The organism is Pseudogemmobacter humi (assembly GCF_900609055.1).
Taxonomy (GTDB): Bacteria; Pseudomonadota; Alphaproteobacteria; order Rhodobacterales; family Rhodobacteraceae; genus Pseudogemmobacter; species Pseudogemmobacter humi.
In genome coordinates, this window is record NZ_UXAW01000057.1 from 1 (window position 1) to 14,256 (window position 14,256).

The window sequence follows — 14,256 nt, forward strand, 5'->3', positions numbered from 1 at the left end:
CTCCGAAGGAATCCCAAGCTTCGACCCGATCTCCTGGATCGGCCGCTTCTGCGCTTCTCGAGCGATCTCAATATCAGACTTGAAAGACATGTGGCTCTCCCGTTGGCCAGTCCGCATCCTTTGCCGCGATCCCGCGGGATTCGCGACGCTTCTCCCCGCTCGCACCGTTCGGGCGGGCGGCGGATGTTCCGCCGCCGAATTCTTCGTCCCCCCTGAGAGGGGCTGCCGGAATTCCTGACACCTTCGGAGTCGAATTATTCTCGATAATAAATAGATATTCCTGTTGGTCAACACGCATGGATGATTTCAGCAGACAAGCTGCATGTTTTTCCGCCCGGCCCCGGATCGGCCGCTCTCTTGCCCCGACGGTGGCCTTGGGTAATATGGCGCGAAAGCCGGAACCCGCCTGTCGAAGGACCTCAGCCATGTCTCTGCCCGCCCCGGAAACCATCCTCGTCACCAGCTGGAAAGTGGCTTGCGACGGGGGCGAGGGCGCGCTCGGCCATCCCCGGGTCTGGCTGACGATTCCCCGCGACAAGGGATTCGTCGAATGCGGCTATTGCGACCGCCGGTTCGAGATCGACCGCGCCCATGCGCATGACGACCATTGAACCGGGCCGCTGACTGACCCTCTGAGAAGAGCGGGGCAGGGCGCGCATCAATGCGCCTCGGCCCAGTTGCGCCCGCGTCCGGCCTCGACCACCAGCCGCACCGTCAGCTTCACCGCGGGCTCGGCCGCGCCCTCCATCACCTCGCGCGCGCGCGCGATCAATATGTCGGCCTGCGCCTCGTCCACCTCGAACAGCAGTTCGTCATGGACCTGCAACAGCATCTTCGCATCGAGCCCGGCGATCGCCGCGGGCATCCGGATCATCGCGCGGCGGATCACATCGGCCGCCGTGCCCTGGATCGGTGCGTTGATCGCCGCGCGGCGCGCGAATCCGGCGCCCGGACCCTTGGCGTTGATCTGCGGCGTGTGGATCTTGCGGCCGAACAGGGTCTCTACATGATCATGCGCCTTCGCGAAGGCGATGGTTTCGTCCATATAGCTGCGGATGCCGGGGAAACGCTCGAAATAGCGGTCGATGAAGCCCTGGGCCTCGGCGCGCGGGATGCGCAGGTTGCGCGCAAGGCCGAAGCCGGAAATCCCGTAGATCACCCCGAAATTGATCGCCTTGGCCTGGCGGCGGATCATCGGATCCATCCCCTCGACCGGCACCCCGAACATTTCCGAGGCGGTCATGGCGTGAATGTCGAGCCCGTCCCGGAACGCCTGTTTCAGCGCCGGGATATCGGCGATATGCGCGAGGATCCGGAGCTCGATCTGACTGTAGTCGAGCGAGACCAGCACCCGCCCCTCGGGCGCGACGAAGGCCTCGCGGATGCGGCGGCCTTCTTCGGTGCGCACCGGGATGTTCTGCAAATTCGGATCGGTCGAGGCCAGACGGCCGGTATTGGCCCCCGCGATGGAATAAGAGGTATGGACCCGGCCGGTTTCCGGGTTGATCGCGGTTTGCAGCGCATCGGTATAGGTCGATTTCAGCTTGGCGATCTGGCGCCAGTCGAGGATCTTCGCTGCGAGCTTCGCCCCCTGCGGATGGCTGTCCTGCATGGTGGTGATGTCTTCGAGAATATCGGCGCCGGTGCCGTAAGCCCCGGTCTTGCCCTTCTCGCCGCCCGGCACGCCCATCCGGTCGAACAGCACCTCGCCCAATTGCTTGGGGCTGCCGGGGTTGAATTTCTCGCCCGCGATCTCAAGGATCTCGTCCTCGTATTGCGCCAGTTTCTGGGCGAAAGCGTTCGACATCCGCGAAAGCGTGTCGCGGTCGACCCGGACTCCGGCCATTTCCATCCCGGCCAGCACCGGCACCAGCGGGCGCTCCAGCGTCTCGTAGACGGTGGTGACCTTCTCGCGGTGCAGCCGCGGCTTGAATGACTGCCAGAGCCGCAGGGTCACATCGGCGTCTTCGGCGGCGTATTTCGTGGCATCGGCGATTTCCACCCGGTCGAAGGTGATCTGCGCCTTGCCCGAGCCGATCAGATCCTTGATCGGCAGGGTCTGATGGCCGAGGTAAAGCCCGCAGATCTCGTCCATCCCGTGGTTGTGGAGGCCGGCGAACATCGCGTAGCTCATCAGGAGCGTATCGTCGATGGGCGCGATGCGGATGCCGTGGCGGGCGAAGATCTTCCAGTCGTATTTGATGTTCTGGCCGATCTTGAGGATCGCCGGATCCTCCAGCACCGGCTTCAGCTTCGCCAGAACCTCGTCAAGCGGCAACTGCCCTTCGACCCGCTCCGAGGCGCCGAACAGATCGCCGCCGCCCTGGCGGTGGTTCAGCGGGATATAGGCGGCCTGGCCCGGATCGACCGCAAGCGAGATCCCCACCAGTTCCGCCTGCATCTCGTCGAGCGAGGTGGTCTCGGTATCCACCGCCACATGGCCGATGTCCTGGATGCGCAGGATCCACTGATCCAGCAGGGCGTGATCGCGGATGGTGACATAGGTGTCGCGCGCGAAGGGCAGTTGTTCGGGCTCGGGCGCCGCGTCGGTTGTGGTTTTTGGCGCCTCGATCACCGGCGCCGCGACCTTCAGCTTTTCGGCCACCCGGCGCGAGAGCCCGCGCAATTCCATCGCGGTCAGGAAGCTCAGGAGCTTTTCCGGGTCGGGCCTCACCACCTCCAGATCGTCGAGCGTGATGTCGAGCGGGGTGTAGGCATCCAGCGAGACCAGCCGTTTCGAGGTCAGGATCTGCTCGCGGTTCTCCAGCAGCGACTCGCGCCGTTTGGGCTGTTTGATCTCGCCCGCGCGGTCGAGCAATTCCTCAAGGCTGCCGTATTCGTTGATCAGAAGCGCCGCGGTCTTCAGCCCGATCCCCGGCGCGCCCGGCACGTTGTCGATGGAATCGCCCGCCAGAGCTTGGACATCGACCACCCGCTCGGGCCCCACGCCGAATTTCTCGACCACCTCGTCGGGGCCGATCTGGCGGTTCTTCATCGGCTCCAGAATATCCACCCCGGGCCGCACCAGCTGCATCAGATCCTTGTCCGACGAGATGATCGTCGCCGAGCCGCCCGCCTCGACCGCCTGGCGCGCGAGGGTGGCGATGATGTCGTCGGCCTCGTAATTCGGCACTTCGATACAGGCGACGTTGAAGGCGCGGGTCGCCTCGCGCGTCAGCGGGAACTGCGGGCGCAGGTCCTCGGGCGGCGGCGGGCGGTTGGCCTTGTATTCGGGATAGATCTCGTTGCGGAAGGTCCTGGCCGAGTGATCGAAGATCACCGCGATATGGGTCGCGGCGCCGGAAGAGCGCTCTTTCGTGATCTCGCCCCACAGGATGTTCGAGAATCCCGCGACCGCGCCGACGGGGGTTCCGTCCGAGCGCGTGAGCGGCGGCAGCGCGTGATAAGCGCGGAAGATATAGGCCGAGCCGTCGATCAGATGCAGATGGTGGCCCTTGCCGAATGTCATGTCGCCGCTCTCCGTCCTGCGCGGCGCCAGTATTGGCAGAGACCGGCAGTCGGGTCCATAGAGCGGGGACAGATGGCCGTCGCGGATGATTGCGCGACCGGGAAGGGCCTGAACCCGTTCATGGCCTCCTTGCCTCATGATCTGCGAGAGAAGGCGGCCCCGGGGACATGGGGCTGTTCATCCGGGCGCAACCGCCGGGCAGGCGAGAGAGAGATCAGGCTGCGGGGCCTGCTCCTGGCCTGCGGTTCGCGCCGGATCGAACGGCCTGCGGGCCGGCCCGGGGATGATGGCGCGCGCCAGGTCATGGCCGGCAATATCCCCGACCGCGGCCCGTTCATCCTCGGCCAGGCCGAAGGACGGGACCCGAGGCGGCTGGCCGATTTCACCTGTATCCGAACCGCCGGAGCGAGGATCCGCATCGCGCTGATGTGTCGCTTCAATTTGCCCGGCGCCGCCGGGACCGGACGTGCGGCACAAGGTCAGCCGGGAAAGGGAAACCTCCGGCCCCCGTCCGACTTTTGCGACGATGCCGCGCCCTATGGCCCGATGGCGCCGGGGGCCCGATGGCGCCGCGGGCTCTGGCGGCGGCGGGCGGCCTGGCGCTTGCAAGGGCGGGGGCTCTCGGGCATCAAGGCGTGACGCGCCCAGCCGGAAGACCGCCATGACCAACCGCATCTGCCATATCGAGATCGACGAGAAGGGCCTTGCCCGCCCCACGCCCGAGATCGAGCAGGAGCGCAAGGTCGCGATCTTCGATCTGCTGGAAGAGAATTCCTTCGGCCTTCCGGCGCGCGAGGGGCGTGCGGTGCCCGCAGGCCCCTACCGGCTTGGCCTTGCGATCCGCGAGGGCCGCCTCGTCTTCGCCATCACCCGCGAGGACGAAAGCCCGGTCGGCGAGTTCCACCTCAGCCTCGGCCCGTTCCGCCAGGTGGTGAAGGACTATTTCCAGATCTGCGAGAGCTATTTCGAGGCGGTCAAACGCCTGCCGCCCAGCCAGATCGAGGCGATCGACATGGCGCGGCGCGGTATCCACAACGAGGGGGCGCGGGTGCTCCAGGAGCGGCTGGAGGGCAAGGCCGAGGTCGACAAGGACACCGCGCGGCGGCTGTTCACCCTGATCTGCGTGCTGCACTGGGGGTAAGGCTTGGGCGATTTCCCGCAGTCCGTCCTGTTTTGCTGCGACCATAATGCCGTGCGCTCGCCCATGGCCGAGGGGCTGATGAAGCAGCTTTACGGCCAGCGCGCCTATGTGCAGTCGGCCGGCGTGAAGAACGATATGGAGGTGGATGGTTTCTCGGTCGCGGTCTGCCAGGAGATCGGGGTGGAGCTGGCGCGCCACCGCTCGCGCAGTTTCGAGGAAATGCAGGAATGGGGCGACGATCTGGGCCAGTTCGACCTCGTGATCGCGCTTTCGCCCGCCAGCCAGCGCCAGGCGCTGGAACTGACGCGCTGGCATCATCTGGAGGTGGAATACTGGCCGATCCTCGACCCCACGGGGCTGGGCGAGACGCGTGAGGCGAAGCTCGCGGCCTACCGCCAGGCGCGCGACCAGATCCGGGCGCGGATGATCGAGCGCTTCGGCCCGCCCACCGAAGACGTAGCGTCCTGAGCGGCGCGGCGGGACGTAAGGCGGATCGGTGCGGCGGGGATTTGCCCTTAGCGGTTAATCGCGTCATTGCAGGTGAAGGTCCTGGCCATTCGCTCGCGATCATAATCCGAAAGCCAGTCATTGAATGCCAGGTAGATAGGGCGCAGCTTTCCGGGATCGAGAGCGGCAAGGTCCATGCCCCGGTCATCGTATACGTTGAGGACGATGCCCTGTTCGAAATCGACGATGTAGATCCTCTCCAGCCATCTCGCCTTTGGGGAAATGTCGATCTCACGCGCGATACATGCCCAAAGCAAAGCATCTCTTTGTTCACAGGACGTAGACATTTCAGCGCTGCACCAATATGCGCAAAGATCTTCTCCAAACGCAGCGATATGGTCCTTGTCTTTCAGCGGCACGCGCTCCGGCTTGCTGAATTCTCCCTGAAATCCGATGCCTGCCAATGCTTTGAAGGAAGATGCCGCGCGTGGTGACCTGCGCGCACCATCGTAGTATCCTACGATGGCTGTCATGCTGCGAGATTGCGCGAACACCGACGCTGCCACTTCTCTGGCACGATCTATCGCCCTCATAAACCTGAGGGGGTCTGAATTCTGCTCTCCGCCAAGATCGAAACGCAGAACATAACTTGCCTCGTGGAACAGCGAATCTGGAAAGCCATTCCATCCGAAAGTTTCCCTGATCCTATCGGTCGGTGATCCCTGCATCTTGTCTCCTGGGTTGCGCGAAACAATGCGGCTTCCGGCATTCAGGTTCGACTCCGGCTCCGCTCCCGCCAGAACCGGCCGTCACACCGCCGTCCCGGCCGCATCAGCCCGGGCGTGGGGGATCCTCGGCAGGTTTTCCTCGATCCAGCCCACCAGCGCGATGACATGGACGGCGGCCTCCTCGCCCAGAGGCGTCAGCGAATAGTCCACATGCGGCGGCACCACCGCGCGCGCCTCGCGCAGGACGAAACCGTCCGCTTCCAGATCCTTCAGCACCTGCGACAGCATCCGCTCGCTGACCCCGCCGATCCGGCGGCGCAATTGCGCGAAGCGGTGCGGCCCGGTCGCCAGCGCCACCATGACCAGCGTGCCCCACCGGCTGGTCAGATGCCCGAGCACCGCGCGCGAGGGACATTCCGCCGCCAGCACATTGCCGCGGCCCCAGTCTGCGATCAGTTTCTCTGCTGCGTCCCGGCGCGCCATCCTCTGTCTTCCATACTAACAAATTTGTGCGTACTTCTCTTTCGTAAGTATTCGGCTATCTCTGACCCGTCAATATGTAATGGAGAGAGTCAATGACCATCGCCGTCACCGCAGCCACCGGCCAGCTCGGCCGCCTTGCCATCGACGCATTGAAGGCGCGCGGCGCCGCCCCCGTTCCGCTGGCGCGCAGCCCGGAGAAGGCCGGCCCCGGCGCGCGCGCCTTCGATTACGACCGGCCCGATCCGGCGGCGCTGAGCGGTATCGGCACGCTCGTGCTGATTTCCGGCAACGAGATCGGCAGGCGCTTTCCCCAGCACAAGGCGGTGATCGACGCCGCCAAAGCCGCCGGGGTGAAGCGGATCGTCTACACCTCGATCCTGAAGGGCGAGACCTCGCCGATGAAACTGGCCGCGGAACATGTGGCGACCGAAGCGGCGCTGAAAGAATCGGGGCTGGAGTACACCATCCTCAGAAACGGCTGGTATACTGAGAATCTGACCGCCGCGCTCGCTCCGGCCATCGAACACGGCGCGATTCTGGGGGCCTCGGGCGAGGGGCTTTATGCCGCAGCCGCGCGGAAGGACTACGCCGAGGCGATCGCGGCGACCGCGACGCAGCCCGGCCATGCGAACAAGGTCTACGAACTGGCGGGCGATACCGCTTTCACCGGCGCGGATCTTGCCGCCGAGGTGGCGAAGCAATCCGGCAGGCCGGTGGCCTGGGTGAACCTGCCCGAGGCAGACTATGCCAAAGCGCTGGAGGGGTTCGGCCTGCCCGCCGCTTTCGCCGCGATCCTTGCCGACAGCGACGCGCAGACCGCGAAGGGCGCGCTGTTCGACGACAGCCGCACCCTCTCGCGCCTGATCGGCCGTCCGACCACGCCGCTGGCCGCGACGGTGGCGGCGGCGCTGGCCTGAGCCCCGCTCCCGGGGCGGTGCCGTTCTGGCGCCGCTTCGGGACGTTTTCGGGCTTTCTTCCGCGGGGCAACGGGCTATCTTCGCGCCAAAAGGAAAGGGAGAGCCATGTCCGCCAATGAGACACGCAATCTGATCGAAACCTATTACACCGCCTTCAACGCGCTTGATCCCGAAGGGATGACCGCGCTGGTCAGCGACGATATCGAGCATCGCGTGAACGAGGGCGAGACCCGCCGCGGCCGCGCGAAATTCGCCGAATTCGGCGCCCATATGGGGGTCTCGTACCGCGAAGAACTGAAGGACATCGTGATCTTCGTGAACGAGGACGGCAGCCGCGCGGCGGCCGAATTCACCGTCCACGGCGAATATCTGCAAACCGACCCGGGCCTGCCCGAGGCGAAGGGGCAGAAATACGTCCTGCCCGCGGGCTCGTTCTTCGATGTGAAGGGCGGCAGGATCACCCGCGTCACCACCTTCTACAACCTCAGCGACTGGGTCCGGCAGGTCTCGGCATGACGCTGACGGTCCGCGCTCTGAGGGGCCCGGAACTGGAGGCCGCGCTGGACGACATGGCGCGGCTTCGCATCACCGTGTTCCGCGACTGGCCCTATCTCTACCACGGCACTCTCGATTACGAGCGCAACTATCTGCAAACCTATCGCGACAGCCCCGGCGCGATGCTGGTGGCGGCGATAGATGACGGCCGGATCGTCGGTGCCTCGACCTCGGCGCCGATGGAGGATCACGCCGCGGAATTCGCGGAACCCCTGCGCGAGACGGGGCTGGCGCTGGAAAAGATCCTCTACGGCGCCGAATCGGTGCTGCTGCCGGAATACCGGGGCAGGGGGGTGGGGCATAAATTCTTCGACCTGCGCGAGGAACATGCCCGCGCTCTGGGCCGCAGCCATGTGGCCTTCTGCTCGGTGATGCGGCCTGCGGATCACCCTTTGCGCCCCGAATCCTACCGCGGCAACGATGTGTTCTGGACCAAACGCGGCTATGCGCCCCTGCCGGGCGCCATCGCGCATTTCACCTGGCAGGACGTGGATCAGCAGCAGGAGACGGAAAAGCCGCTCCAGTTCTGGATCCGCCGGCTCTGATCCCCGGCCGGGGAAGCGCTCCGCGCGGGGATATTTAAGAGACAGAAAATCACAGGCGCCTGTTGCCATTTTCTGTCTCTAAATATCCCGGGGGAGTCTTTGCGCAGCAAAGACGGGGGCAGCGCCCCCCGCGCGGCCGGCCGCCCCGCGGCGGCGCCCGGGCAGAATCCCCTTGAAAATCACGGACCGAAGGCGCATATCCGCCGGCAGAAAGCCTGCGCATCCCGCGGGCTCATGCCTATTCGGAGTGAACATGGCCAAGGAAGACATTCTCGAATTCCCCGGTGTCGTGAAGGAACTCCTGCCCAATGCGACATTCAAGGTCGAACTCGACAATGGCCATGAACTGATCGCGACGATGGCAGGCAAGATGCGCAAGAACCGCATCCGCGTTCTGGCCGGCGACAAGGTGCAGGTGGAGATGACCCCCTACGACCTGTCGAAAGGGCGCATCAATTACCGCTTCAAATAAGCCCTTCCCTTGCGACTGATCCTGGGATCCGCCTCGCCGCGCCGGAAAGAGCTTCTGGCGCAGATCGGCATCGTGCCCGATCTCATCCTGCCCCCCGATATCGACGAAGAGCCGCGCAAGGCCGAACTGCCGCGCCCCTATGCCGCGCGGCTTGCGCGCGAGAAGGCGATGGCGGTCGAGGCGGGCGAGGGCGATCTGGTGCTTTGCGCCGATACCACGGTGGCGCTCGGGCGGCGCATCCTCGGCAAACCCTCCGATGCGGCGGAAGCGGCGGCTTTCCTCGCGCTACTGGGCGGGCGGCGCCATCAGGTGATCACCGCGGTGGCGGTGCGGTGTGGCGCGCGGATCTGGGCGCGCGAAAGCGTCTCGGCGGTGAAGATGAAGCGGCTCTCGGACGATGAGATGAACGGCTATCTCGCCAGCGGCGAATGGCAGGGCAAGGCCGGGGGCTACGGCATCCAGGGCCTGGCCGGGGCCTTCCTGCCCTGGATCTCGGGCAGCTACAGCGGCATCATGGGCCTGCCGCTGGCGGAAACCGCGGCTTTGCTGGCCTCGGCCGGCTGGCCGGTCTGGAGGCAGGCATGAAGGGCCGGGTGATCATTCTGGACCGGATCGGCGAACGCGAGGCGGCGGCGCTGATGGTGGACGGGCAACTCGAAGACATCGCCATCGACGCGCCGGATCTGGCTTTGGCGCCGGGCGCGATCTGCCGCGCGGTGGCCGACCGGCCGATGAAGGGCCAGGGCGGCATCTTCGTGAAACTGCCCGGAGGCCAGGGCTTTCTGCGCCAGATCTCGGGCATTTCCCCGGGGCAAAGGCTGATCGTCCAGGTCTCGGGTCCGGCCGAGCCCGGCAAGGCGCTGCCGGTCACCATCCGCGTGCTGTTCAAGTCGCGCTATGCCATCATCACTCCGGGCGCTCCGGGGCTGAACATCTCGCGCCGCATCCGGGACGAGGCTTTGCGCGCGGAACTGGAGCGTCTCGCGTCCGGCGCCATGCAGGGCGCGGCACCGGATCTGGGGCTGATCCTGCGCTCGGTCTGCGATCAGGCCGGGGATGAGGACATCGCGGAAGACATCGCCGCGCTGCGCCGCCTTGCCGAGGTGGTCCTGGCCGATCTCGACGGCGGGCCGGAGTTGCTGGTCGATGCGCCCGGGGCGCATGAGCTGGCCTGGCGCGACTGGGGCGATCCCGCGCCCGACGAGGTGGTGGACGAGGATGGCGCTTTCGCCGCGCATGGCGTGGCCGATCAGCTGGACGCGCTGGCCGCAGCCCGTGCCGATCTGCCCGGCGGCGGCCATCTCTGGATCGAATCCACCCGCGCGCTGGTGGCGGTGGATGTGAACACCGGCGCGGACACGTCGCCGGCGGCGGCGCTGAAGGTCAATATCGCCGCGGCGCGCGATCTGCCGCGCCAGTTGCGGCTGCGCGGCCTTGGCGGCCAGGTGGTGATCGACTTCGCGCCTATGCCGAAACGCGACCGCAATATCCTCGACCAGGTGATCCGCGCCGCGTTCAGGGCGGGGGGCGAGGTGACGCTGGCCGGCTGGACCGGCCTTGGCCTTTACGAACTGACCCGCCGGCGCGACCGGCCGGCGCTGACCGGGCTGTGGCCATGAGCTGTCCGATCTGCGGCAGGAAGACGGAAACCGCCTCGCGGCCGTTCTGCTCGAAGCGCTGCGCCGATGTGGATCTGGCGCGCTGGCTGGGCGGCGGCTACCGGATCGCGGGCGAGGATGCGGAAGAATCTCTGCCCGACCAGGAGCCTGACGGCGCGGGGCCGGAGAGCCGGCACTAGGGCCGGGCTCCAGCCAGCAGATGACGGCTGCGGCGACGGCGCCCATCAAGTTTTGATGTTGTGCCAAGCGGGCAGCGATCCGACGCCGGCCCTTCAGGCGGCAGGTGCATGCGGTGGGTGTGCCGGCGCCGGAGTTCTGGCGCAGGCAAAGCTTCGGCGGTGCCTCCCTTCCCGAAGCAGAGTGTCGGGCGCTTCATCTTTGGACGCGGAAGGGCTTTCGGTCGGCGTGAAAATCCGGCCAGCCGGTGTACTCGACGGAGTTTGCAGCCTGAGGTGTTTTCCCTCTGGACAGCCCCGCGCCCCCTGGGTATCACCCGCCCACCAAAGGTGCCCGGATAGCTCAGTTGGTAGAGCAGCGGATTGAAAATCCGCGTGTCGGCGGTTCAAATCCGTCTCCGGGCACCATCTTTCAACAGTTTATCTGGCTGAGAAAAGTTGCCATGACACTCTGGCAGCATTCGTGTTTCATTCCTGTTCTGTTCCGCGCTTGATTTGCGCGGCCCTCGCGCGCCTTTGCCGGGCTGGACCGGCATATTGGGCGGCCATTGCGCTGGTCTTGTGGCCTGTGACTGCGGAGATCGGTTCATCGCTGCAACCGGCGGCTGCCAACTCTGCGGCCGCAGCATGGCTGAGGCCGTGAATGTCGTGTGTCTCGGCCCCGATTTTGCCTGACGGCTTTTGCGGCGGGGGAAGCAGGTGAGTGGCTTACCCTGCGGCCAACAGGCGCCGATTGTGGCCCCTGTTTCTGTCGCATGACACCTGGCGGATCAGCTTGCGGCAGTGCTTCGTGACCCGGGAGACGGCACCTCTTTCCATACCGCAGACGGGCATCCCCTTCCTGTCGCCGTTCGTCCGCGCCTCCTTTTCGCCCGCAGGCCGGAAGAGGCCCGGTCCGCCGGAGGGGCGCACCGGGCCCTGGCGTCTTTCCCCGCCACGCCACGGGATCTGCAAGAGAGCCAGGCAGAATCCGTGGCGCGCCTTCTGGCGTCGGGCGGGCGGAACCGCTCTGCGGGGGCGATCAGATCCTGGTGACGAAAGTTCGCGCGTGATAAAGCGCGAGCAACGGCAGGCCTGTGCATACGATGGTGGCGACGACGACTCCGGTCGTGCCCCAGGCGAAAAAGGCGATCATTGCAGTTCCTCCGACAGGCCGGTCTGGCGCATTCTGGTGCGTCCGAATGCATTCAGCCGGTAACAATTCAAAAGTTTTTCGCTTCCCGGCGCCGTATTCGGGTCGATCTGCGATTTCACATGGCTGATGAGACCGCCCGCATAGAGATCGGTCAGCGTCATGCGAATGGTGCCGCTCCAGTAGGGGCCGCCGTCCAGGCGGTATTCCCGCAGGATCACGTCCCTGATTTCGTGATCCCACAGGGAATCCGCGCGTTCCAGAAGTTGCAGGATGCGGCCCTTGATATGTACCTTTGCCATGGTTCAGCCCTCCTCCACTGCGCGGATCACCTCAAGAACGCCGCGGCCCTCGGTGAACAGGACGAAGCTGCCGATCACGGCGACAATCGCGCCTGCCGCGAACCAGATATCGGGCGTGAGGCCGCCGAAGATCCACAGGTAAACCAGCGAGAGCGGTCCATACAGGGCCGCGATGGCCTGGCCCCGGCCGACCCCGATCAGCGGGAACGACTTATACCAGGAGACATAGCAGAAGGCGAAGGTCATCCCCATCAGCAGCAGCATGAGCCAGACTCCGGGCTGGGCAAGGGCCGTCCCGATCGCAAGCCAGAGCTGGTCGCCCGCCAGGAGCCACGCCAGCGGAAGCCCGACCACGACCCAGATCAGCATCTCGGCCGAGAACCGCAGCGTAAGGCCCACATCGGGGTCGCTCACATCGAGCGCCCGTCCGGCCACGGCGCCTTCGAGGCCCCAGCCGATGAAGGCCATGGCGCCGCCCAGATAGCCGATCCAGCGGCTGCTGTCGCCCTCCGCCCTCAGATCGGCCAGCAGGCTGGGCAGAAAGATCAGCACCGCCCCGGTGACAAGCACCAGAAGCCCGACCGCCGCGCGCGCGGTGATGCGCTCGTTATACCAGAGCCGTGCCAGCATGGCGCCGACCAGCGGATAGAGCAGCCCCGCCACGGCGGCAAAGCCCGGCCCGACATAGACCATCGCGACATAGGTGCCGAAGATCGCGCAGCCGCCCGTCAGCCCGGCGGGCAGATACCATATCGAGATCCTGCGCTGACGCAGGGTGCGGAAATATTCTCCGGTCTTGCCGAGCGTGCCGACCCAGACGAACATAAAGAACAGCACGGCGATCGCATTGAGAAAGGCGACCACCATCGCCGCCAGCATGTTGTCGGCATTCCCGCCCTCGGTCAGCCGGACGAAGGGCTCTTCGTAATAGACCGCATAGCCGGGCACATACCACGCGGCCCAGAGAACCGCGCACCAGAGCGCCCAGATGAAGCCCCATCGGACCTGATAGTTCCGGCTCTTTCTTCTCAGAGCCTCAAGTGTCACGCCAGTCGCCATTCAATCCTCCCGTGGATGGTTTCGGCAGCCGGTTCCGCGGTCTTGTCCGCATTGGATGCGCATCGCCGCGTGAGAGCCCGGACTGCCGTGTTGCAGATATGGCTTGCGCCCTATTCGTGGGTCTTTGCCTTTTCAGGGTCGAAGAACGGCAGGGCAGAGACGGTCACGCTGACGGCGTCCTTCCCCTCGCCCACCGTAAGCACGGTGCCGTCCGCGATCGCCGGTTCGATATGCACCAGCGCCAGCGATTTCTTCATGCGGTGGGAATAGCCGGGGCTGTTGATGGTGCCCACCTCGCGGCCGTCGAGGCAGAGCTTCGCGCCCGCGGGCAAGGGGTCCGTGATCTCCCCGGTGGAGACACCGGCGATCCTCACCTTTTCCTGGCCCTCCTTCGCCAGCAGCGCGTCGCGGCCCATGAAGCCTGCCTTCTTGCGCGAGATGGTCCAGCCAAGCCCGACTTCCCAGGGCGTGAACGCCTCGCTCATGTCGTAGGGGTAGAACAGCAGGCCCGCTTCGATGCGGATCTTGTCGAGGCAGTTGAACGAGCAGGCCATGATGCCGTCCTTTTCGCCCTCGCCCAGGATGTTGTTCCACAGATCCACAACATCCTTGCGGTCGGTGAAGATCTCGTAGCCGCGCTCGCCCGAATAGCCGGTGCGCGACAGGATCACCCTACGGCCGAAAAGCTCGGTCTCGATCTGATGGAAATAGGCGAGGCCCGCCAGATCCGCCGGGGTGAACCGTTGCAGGAAGGGCAGCGCCTTCTGGCCCTGAAGCGACAGATCGTGCAATTCGTCGTCGAACCGGACCTCGACATCGCGGCGGCCCTTCGCGGCCTCCTGAAGCCGCTCAAGGCTTTTTCCCGCACCGTGGACATAGAGATATTTCTGATCGTCGATGTGGAAGATGATGTTGTCGTCGCAGATCGTGCCCTCATCGGTCAGCAGCGGATTATAGGCCGATTTGCCGCGGTAGATGCGGCTCATGTCGCGCGTGGCGATATGGTCGGCCAGCGCCGCGGCGCCCGCGCCGGTGATCCAGATCTTCTTCAGCGCCGAGACATCGAACAGGCCCGCGGCCTCGCGCACCGCGTCATGTTCCTTCTCGGCCGGGGTCGCATAGCTCCATGCGACATCCATGTCGTTCCAGTCGCCGAGGCCCGCCCCCAGCTTCTTATGCTCGTTCTCAAGCTCGGATACCCGCCTGGTCAT

At 65.4% G+C, this 14,256-nt stretch carries 16 protein-coding genes and 1 tRNA gene; 11 read left to right on the top strand and 6 right to left on the bottom strand.

What is annotated here, in order from left to right; genetic code table 11:
* The first annotated feature begins 425 nt into the window (after positions 1-425).
* The gene (locus XINFAN_RS09030; RefSeq protein ID WP_124086173.1) at positions 426-611 is read left to right on the top strand and encodes a zinc-finger domain-containing protein; all 186 of its coding nucleotides are present in this window, start codon (positions 426-428) and stop codon (positions 609-611) included.
* 47 nt (positions 612-658) lie between these two features.
* Here the strand turns inward: XINFAN_RS09030 and polA are convergent, their stop codons facing one another.
* Entirely contained in the window at positions 659-3,469 is a 2,811-nt protein-coding gene (gene polA / locus XINFAN_RS09035) for a DNA polymerase I (protein WP_124086174.1), read from the bottom strand.
* A gap of 661 nt (positions 3,470-4,130) precedes the next feature.
* Between polA and XINFAN_RS09040 the strand changes: the two genes are divergently transcribed.
* Both XINFAN_RS09040 and XINFAN_RS09045 read left to right on the top strand, forming a co-directional pair.
* Positions 4,131-4,610, top strand: coding sequence for a UPF0262 family protein (locus XINFAN_RS09040; RefSeq protein WP_124086175.1), 480 nt, complete (start codon positions 4,131-4,133; stop codon positions 4,608-4,610).
* A 3-nt stretch (positions 4,611-4,613) separates the two neighbouring features.
* On the top strand, positions 4,614-5,078 hold the full coding sequence (locus XINFAN_RS09045; protein WP_267898351.1) for an arsenate-mycothiol transferase ArsC: 465 nt from the start codon (positions 4,614-4,616) through the stop codon (positions 5,076-5,078).
* A gap of 47 nt (positions 5,079-5,125) precedes the next feature.
* Here XINFAN_RS09045 and XINFAN_RS09050 read toward each other — a convergent pair whose 3' ends face one another.
* On the bottom strand, positions 5,126-5,785 hold the full coding sequence (locus XINFAN_RS09050) for a DUF3885 domain-containing protein (RefSeq protein ID WP_124086176.1): 660 nt from the start codon (positions 5,783-5,785) through the stop codon (positions 5,126-5,128).
* 81 nt (positions 5,786-5,866) lie between these two features.
* Positions 5,867-6,268, bottom strand: coding sequence for a winged helix-turn-helix transcriptional regulator (locus XINFAN_RS09055; protein ID WP_124086177.1), 402 nt, complete (start codon positions 6,266-6,268; stop codon positions 5,867-5,869).
* A gap of 92 nt (positions 6,269-6,360) precedes the next feature.
* Between XINFAN_RS09055 and XINFAN_RS09060 the strand changes: the two genes are divergently transcribed.
* The 8 genes from XINFAN_RS09060 to XINFAN_RS09095 all read left to right on the top strand — a co-directional run bounded on the left by XINFAN_RS09060 (position 6,361) and on the right by XINFAN_RS09095 (position 10,960).
* Positions 6,361-7,185, top strand: a complete 825-nt coding sequence (locus tag XINFAN_RS09060; RefSeq protein WP_124086178.1) for an SDR family oxidoreductase — start codon at positions 6,361-6,363, stop codon at positions 7,183-7,185.
* 105 nt (positions 7,186-7,290) lie between these two features.
* The gene (locus XINFAN_RS09065) at positions 7,291-7,701 is read left to right on the top strand and encodes a ketosteroid isomerase-related protein (protein WP_124086179.1); all 411 of its coding nucleotides are present in this window, start codon (positions 7,291-7,293) and stop codon (positions 7,699-7,701) included.
* A complete protein-coding gene (locus tag XINFAN_RS09070; RefSeq protein ID WP_124086180.1) occupies positions 7,698-8,285 on the top strand; it encodes a GNAT family N-acetyltransferase in 588 nt (195 codons plus the stop codon). Before XINFAN_RS09065 ends, XINFAN_RS09070 begins: the two co-directional genes overlap by 4 nt.
* A gap of 253 nt (positions 8,286-8,538) precedes the next feature.
* Positions 8,539-8,757: a translation initiation factor IF-1 gene (gene infA, locus XINFAN_RS09075; RefSeq protein ID WP_045389309.1), complete on the top strand. Its 219-nt coding sequence runs from the start codon at positions 8,539-8,541 to the stop codon at positions 8,755-8,757.
* A gap of 9 nt (positions 8,758-8,766) precedes the next feature.
* Positions 8,767-9,342, top strand: a complete 576-nt coding sequence (locus tag XINFAN_RS09080) for a Maf family protein (protein WP_124086181.1) — start codon at positions 8,767-8,769, stop codon at positions 9,340-9,342.
* Entirely contained in the window at positions 9,339-10,376 is a 1,038-nt protein-coding gene (locus tag XINFAN_RS09085) for a ribonuclease E/G (RefSeq protein ID WP_124086182.1), read from the top strand. The genes XINFAN_RS09080 and XINFAN_RS09085 overlap by 4 nt, the downstream gene beginning before the upstream one ends.
* Positions 10,373-10,555: a DNA gyrase inhibitor YacG gene (locus XINFAN_RS09090; protein WP_124086183.1), complete on the top strand. Its 183-nt coding sequence runs from the start codon at positions 10,373-10,375 to the stop codon at positions 10,553-10,555. The genes XINFAN_RS09085 and XINFAN_RS09090 overlap by 4 nt, the downstream gene beginning before the upstream one ends.
* Before the next feature lie 329 nt (positions 10,556-10,884).
* Positions 10,885-10,960: transfer RNA gene (locus XINFAN_RS09095), tRNA-Phe, on the top strand.
* A gap of 723 nt (positions 10,961-11,683) precedes the next feature.
* Here the strand turns inward: XINFAN_RS09095 and XINFAN_RS09100 are convergent.
* The 3 genes from XINFAN_RS09100 to XINFAN_RS09110 form a co-directional block, all read right to left on the bottom strand.
* On the bottom strand, positions 11,684-11,986 hold the full coding sequence (locus tag XINFAN_RS09100; protein WP_124086184.1) for a hypothetical protein: 303 nt from the start codon (positions 11,984-11,986) through the stop codon (positions 11,684-11,686).
* 3 nt (positions 11,987-11,989) lie between these two features.
* Positions 11,990-13,045, bottom strand: coding sequence for a DMT family transporter (locus tag XINFAN_RS09105; RefSeq protein WP_124086185.1), 1,056 nt, complete (start codon positions 13,043-13,045; stop codon positions 11,990-11,992).
* 110 nt (positions 13,046-13,155) lie between these two features.
* A complete protein-coding gene (locus XINFAN_RS09110; RefSeq protein ID WP_124086186.1) occupies positions 13,156-14,256 on the bottom strand; it encodes an aminomethyl transferase family protein in 1,101 nt (366 codons plus the stop codon).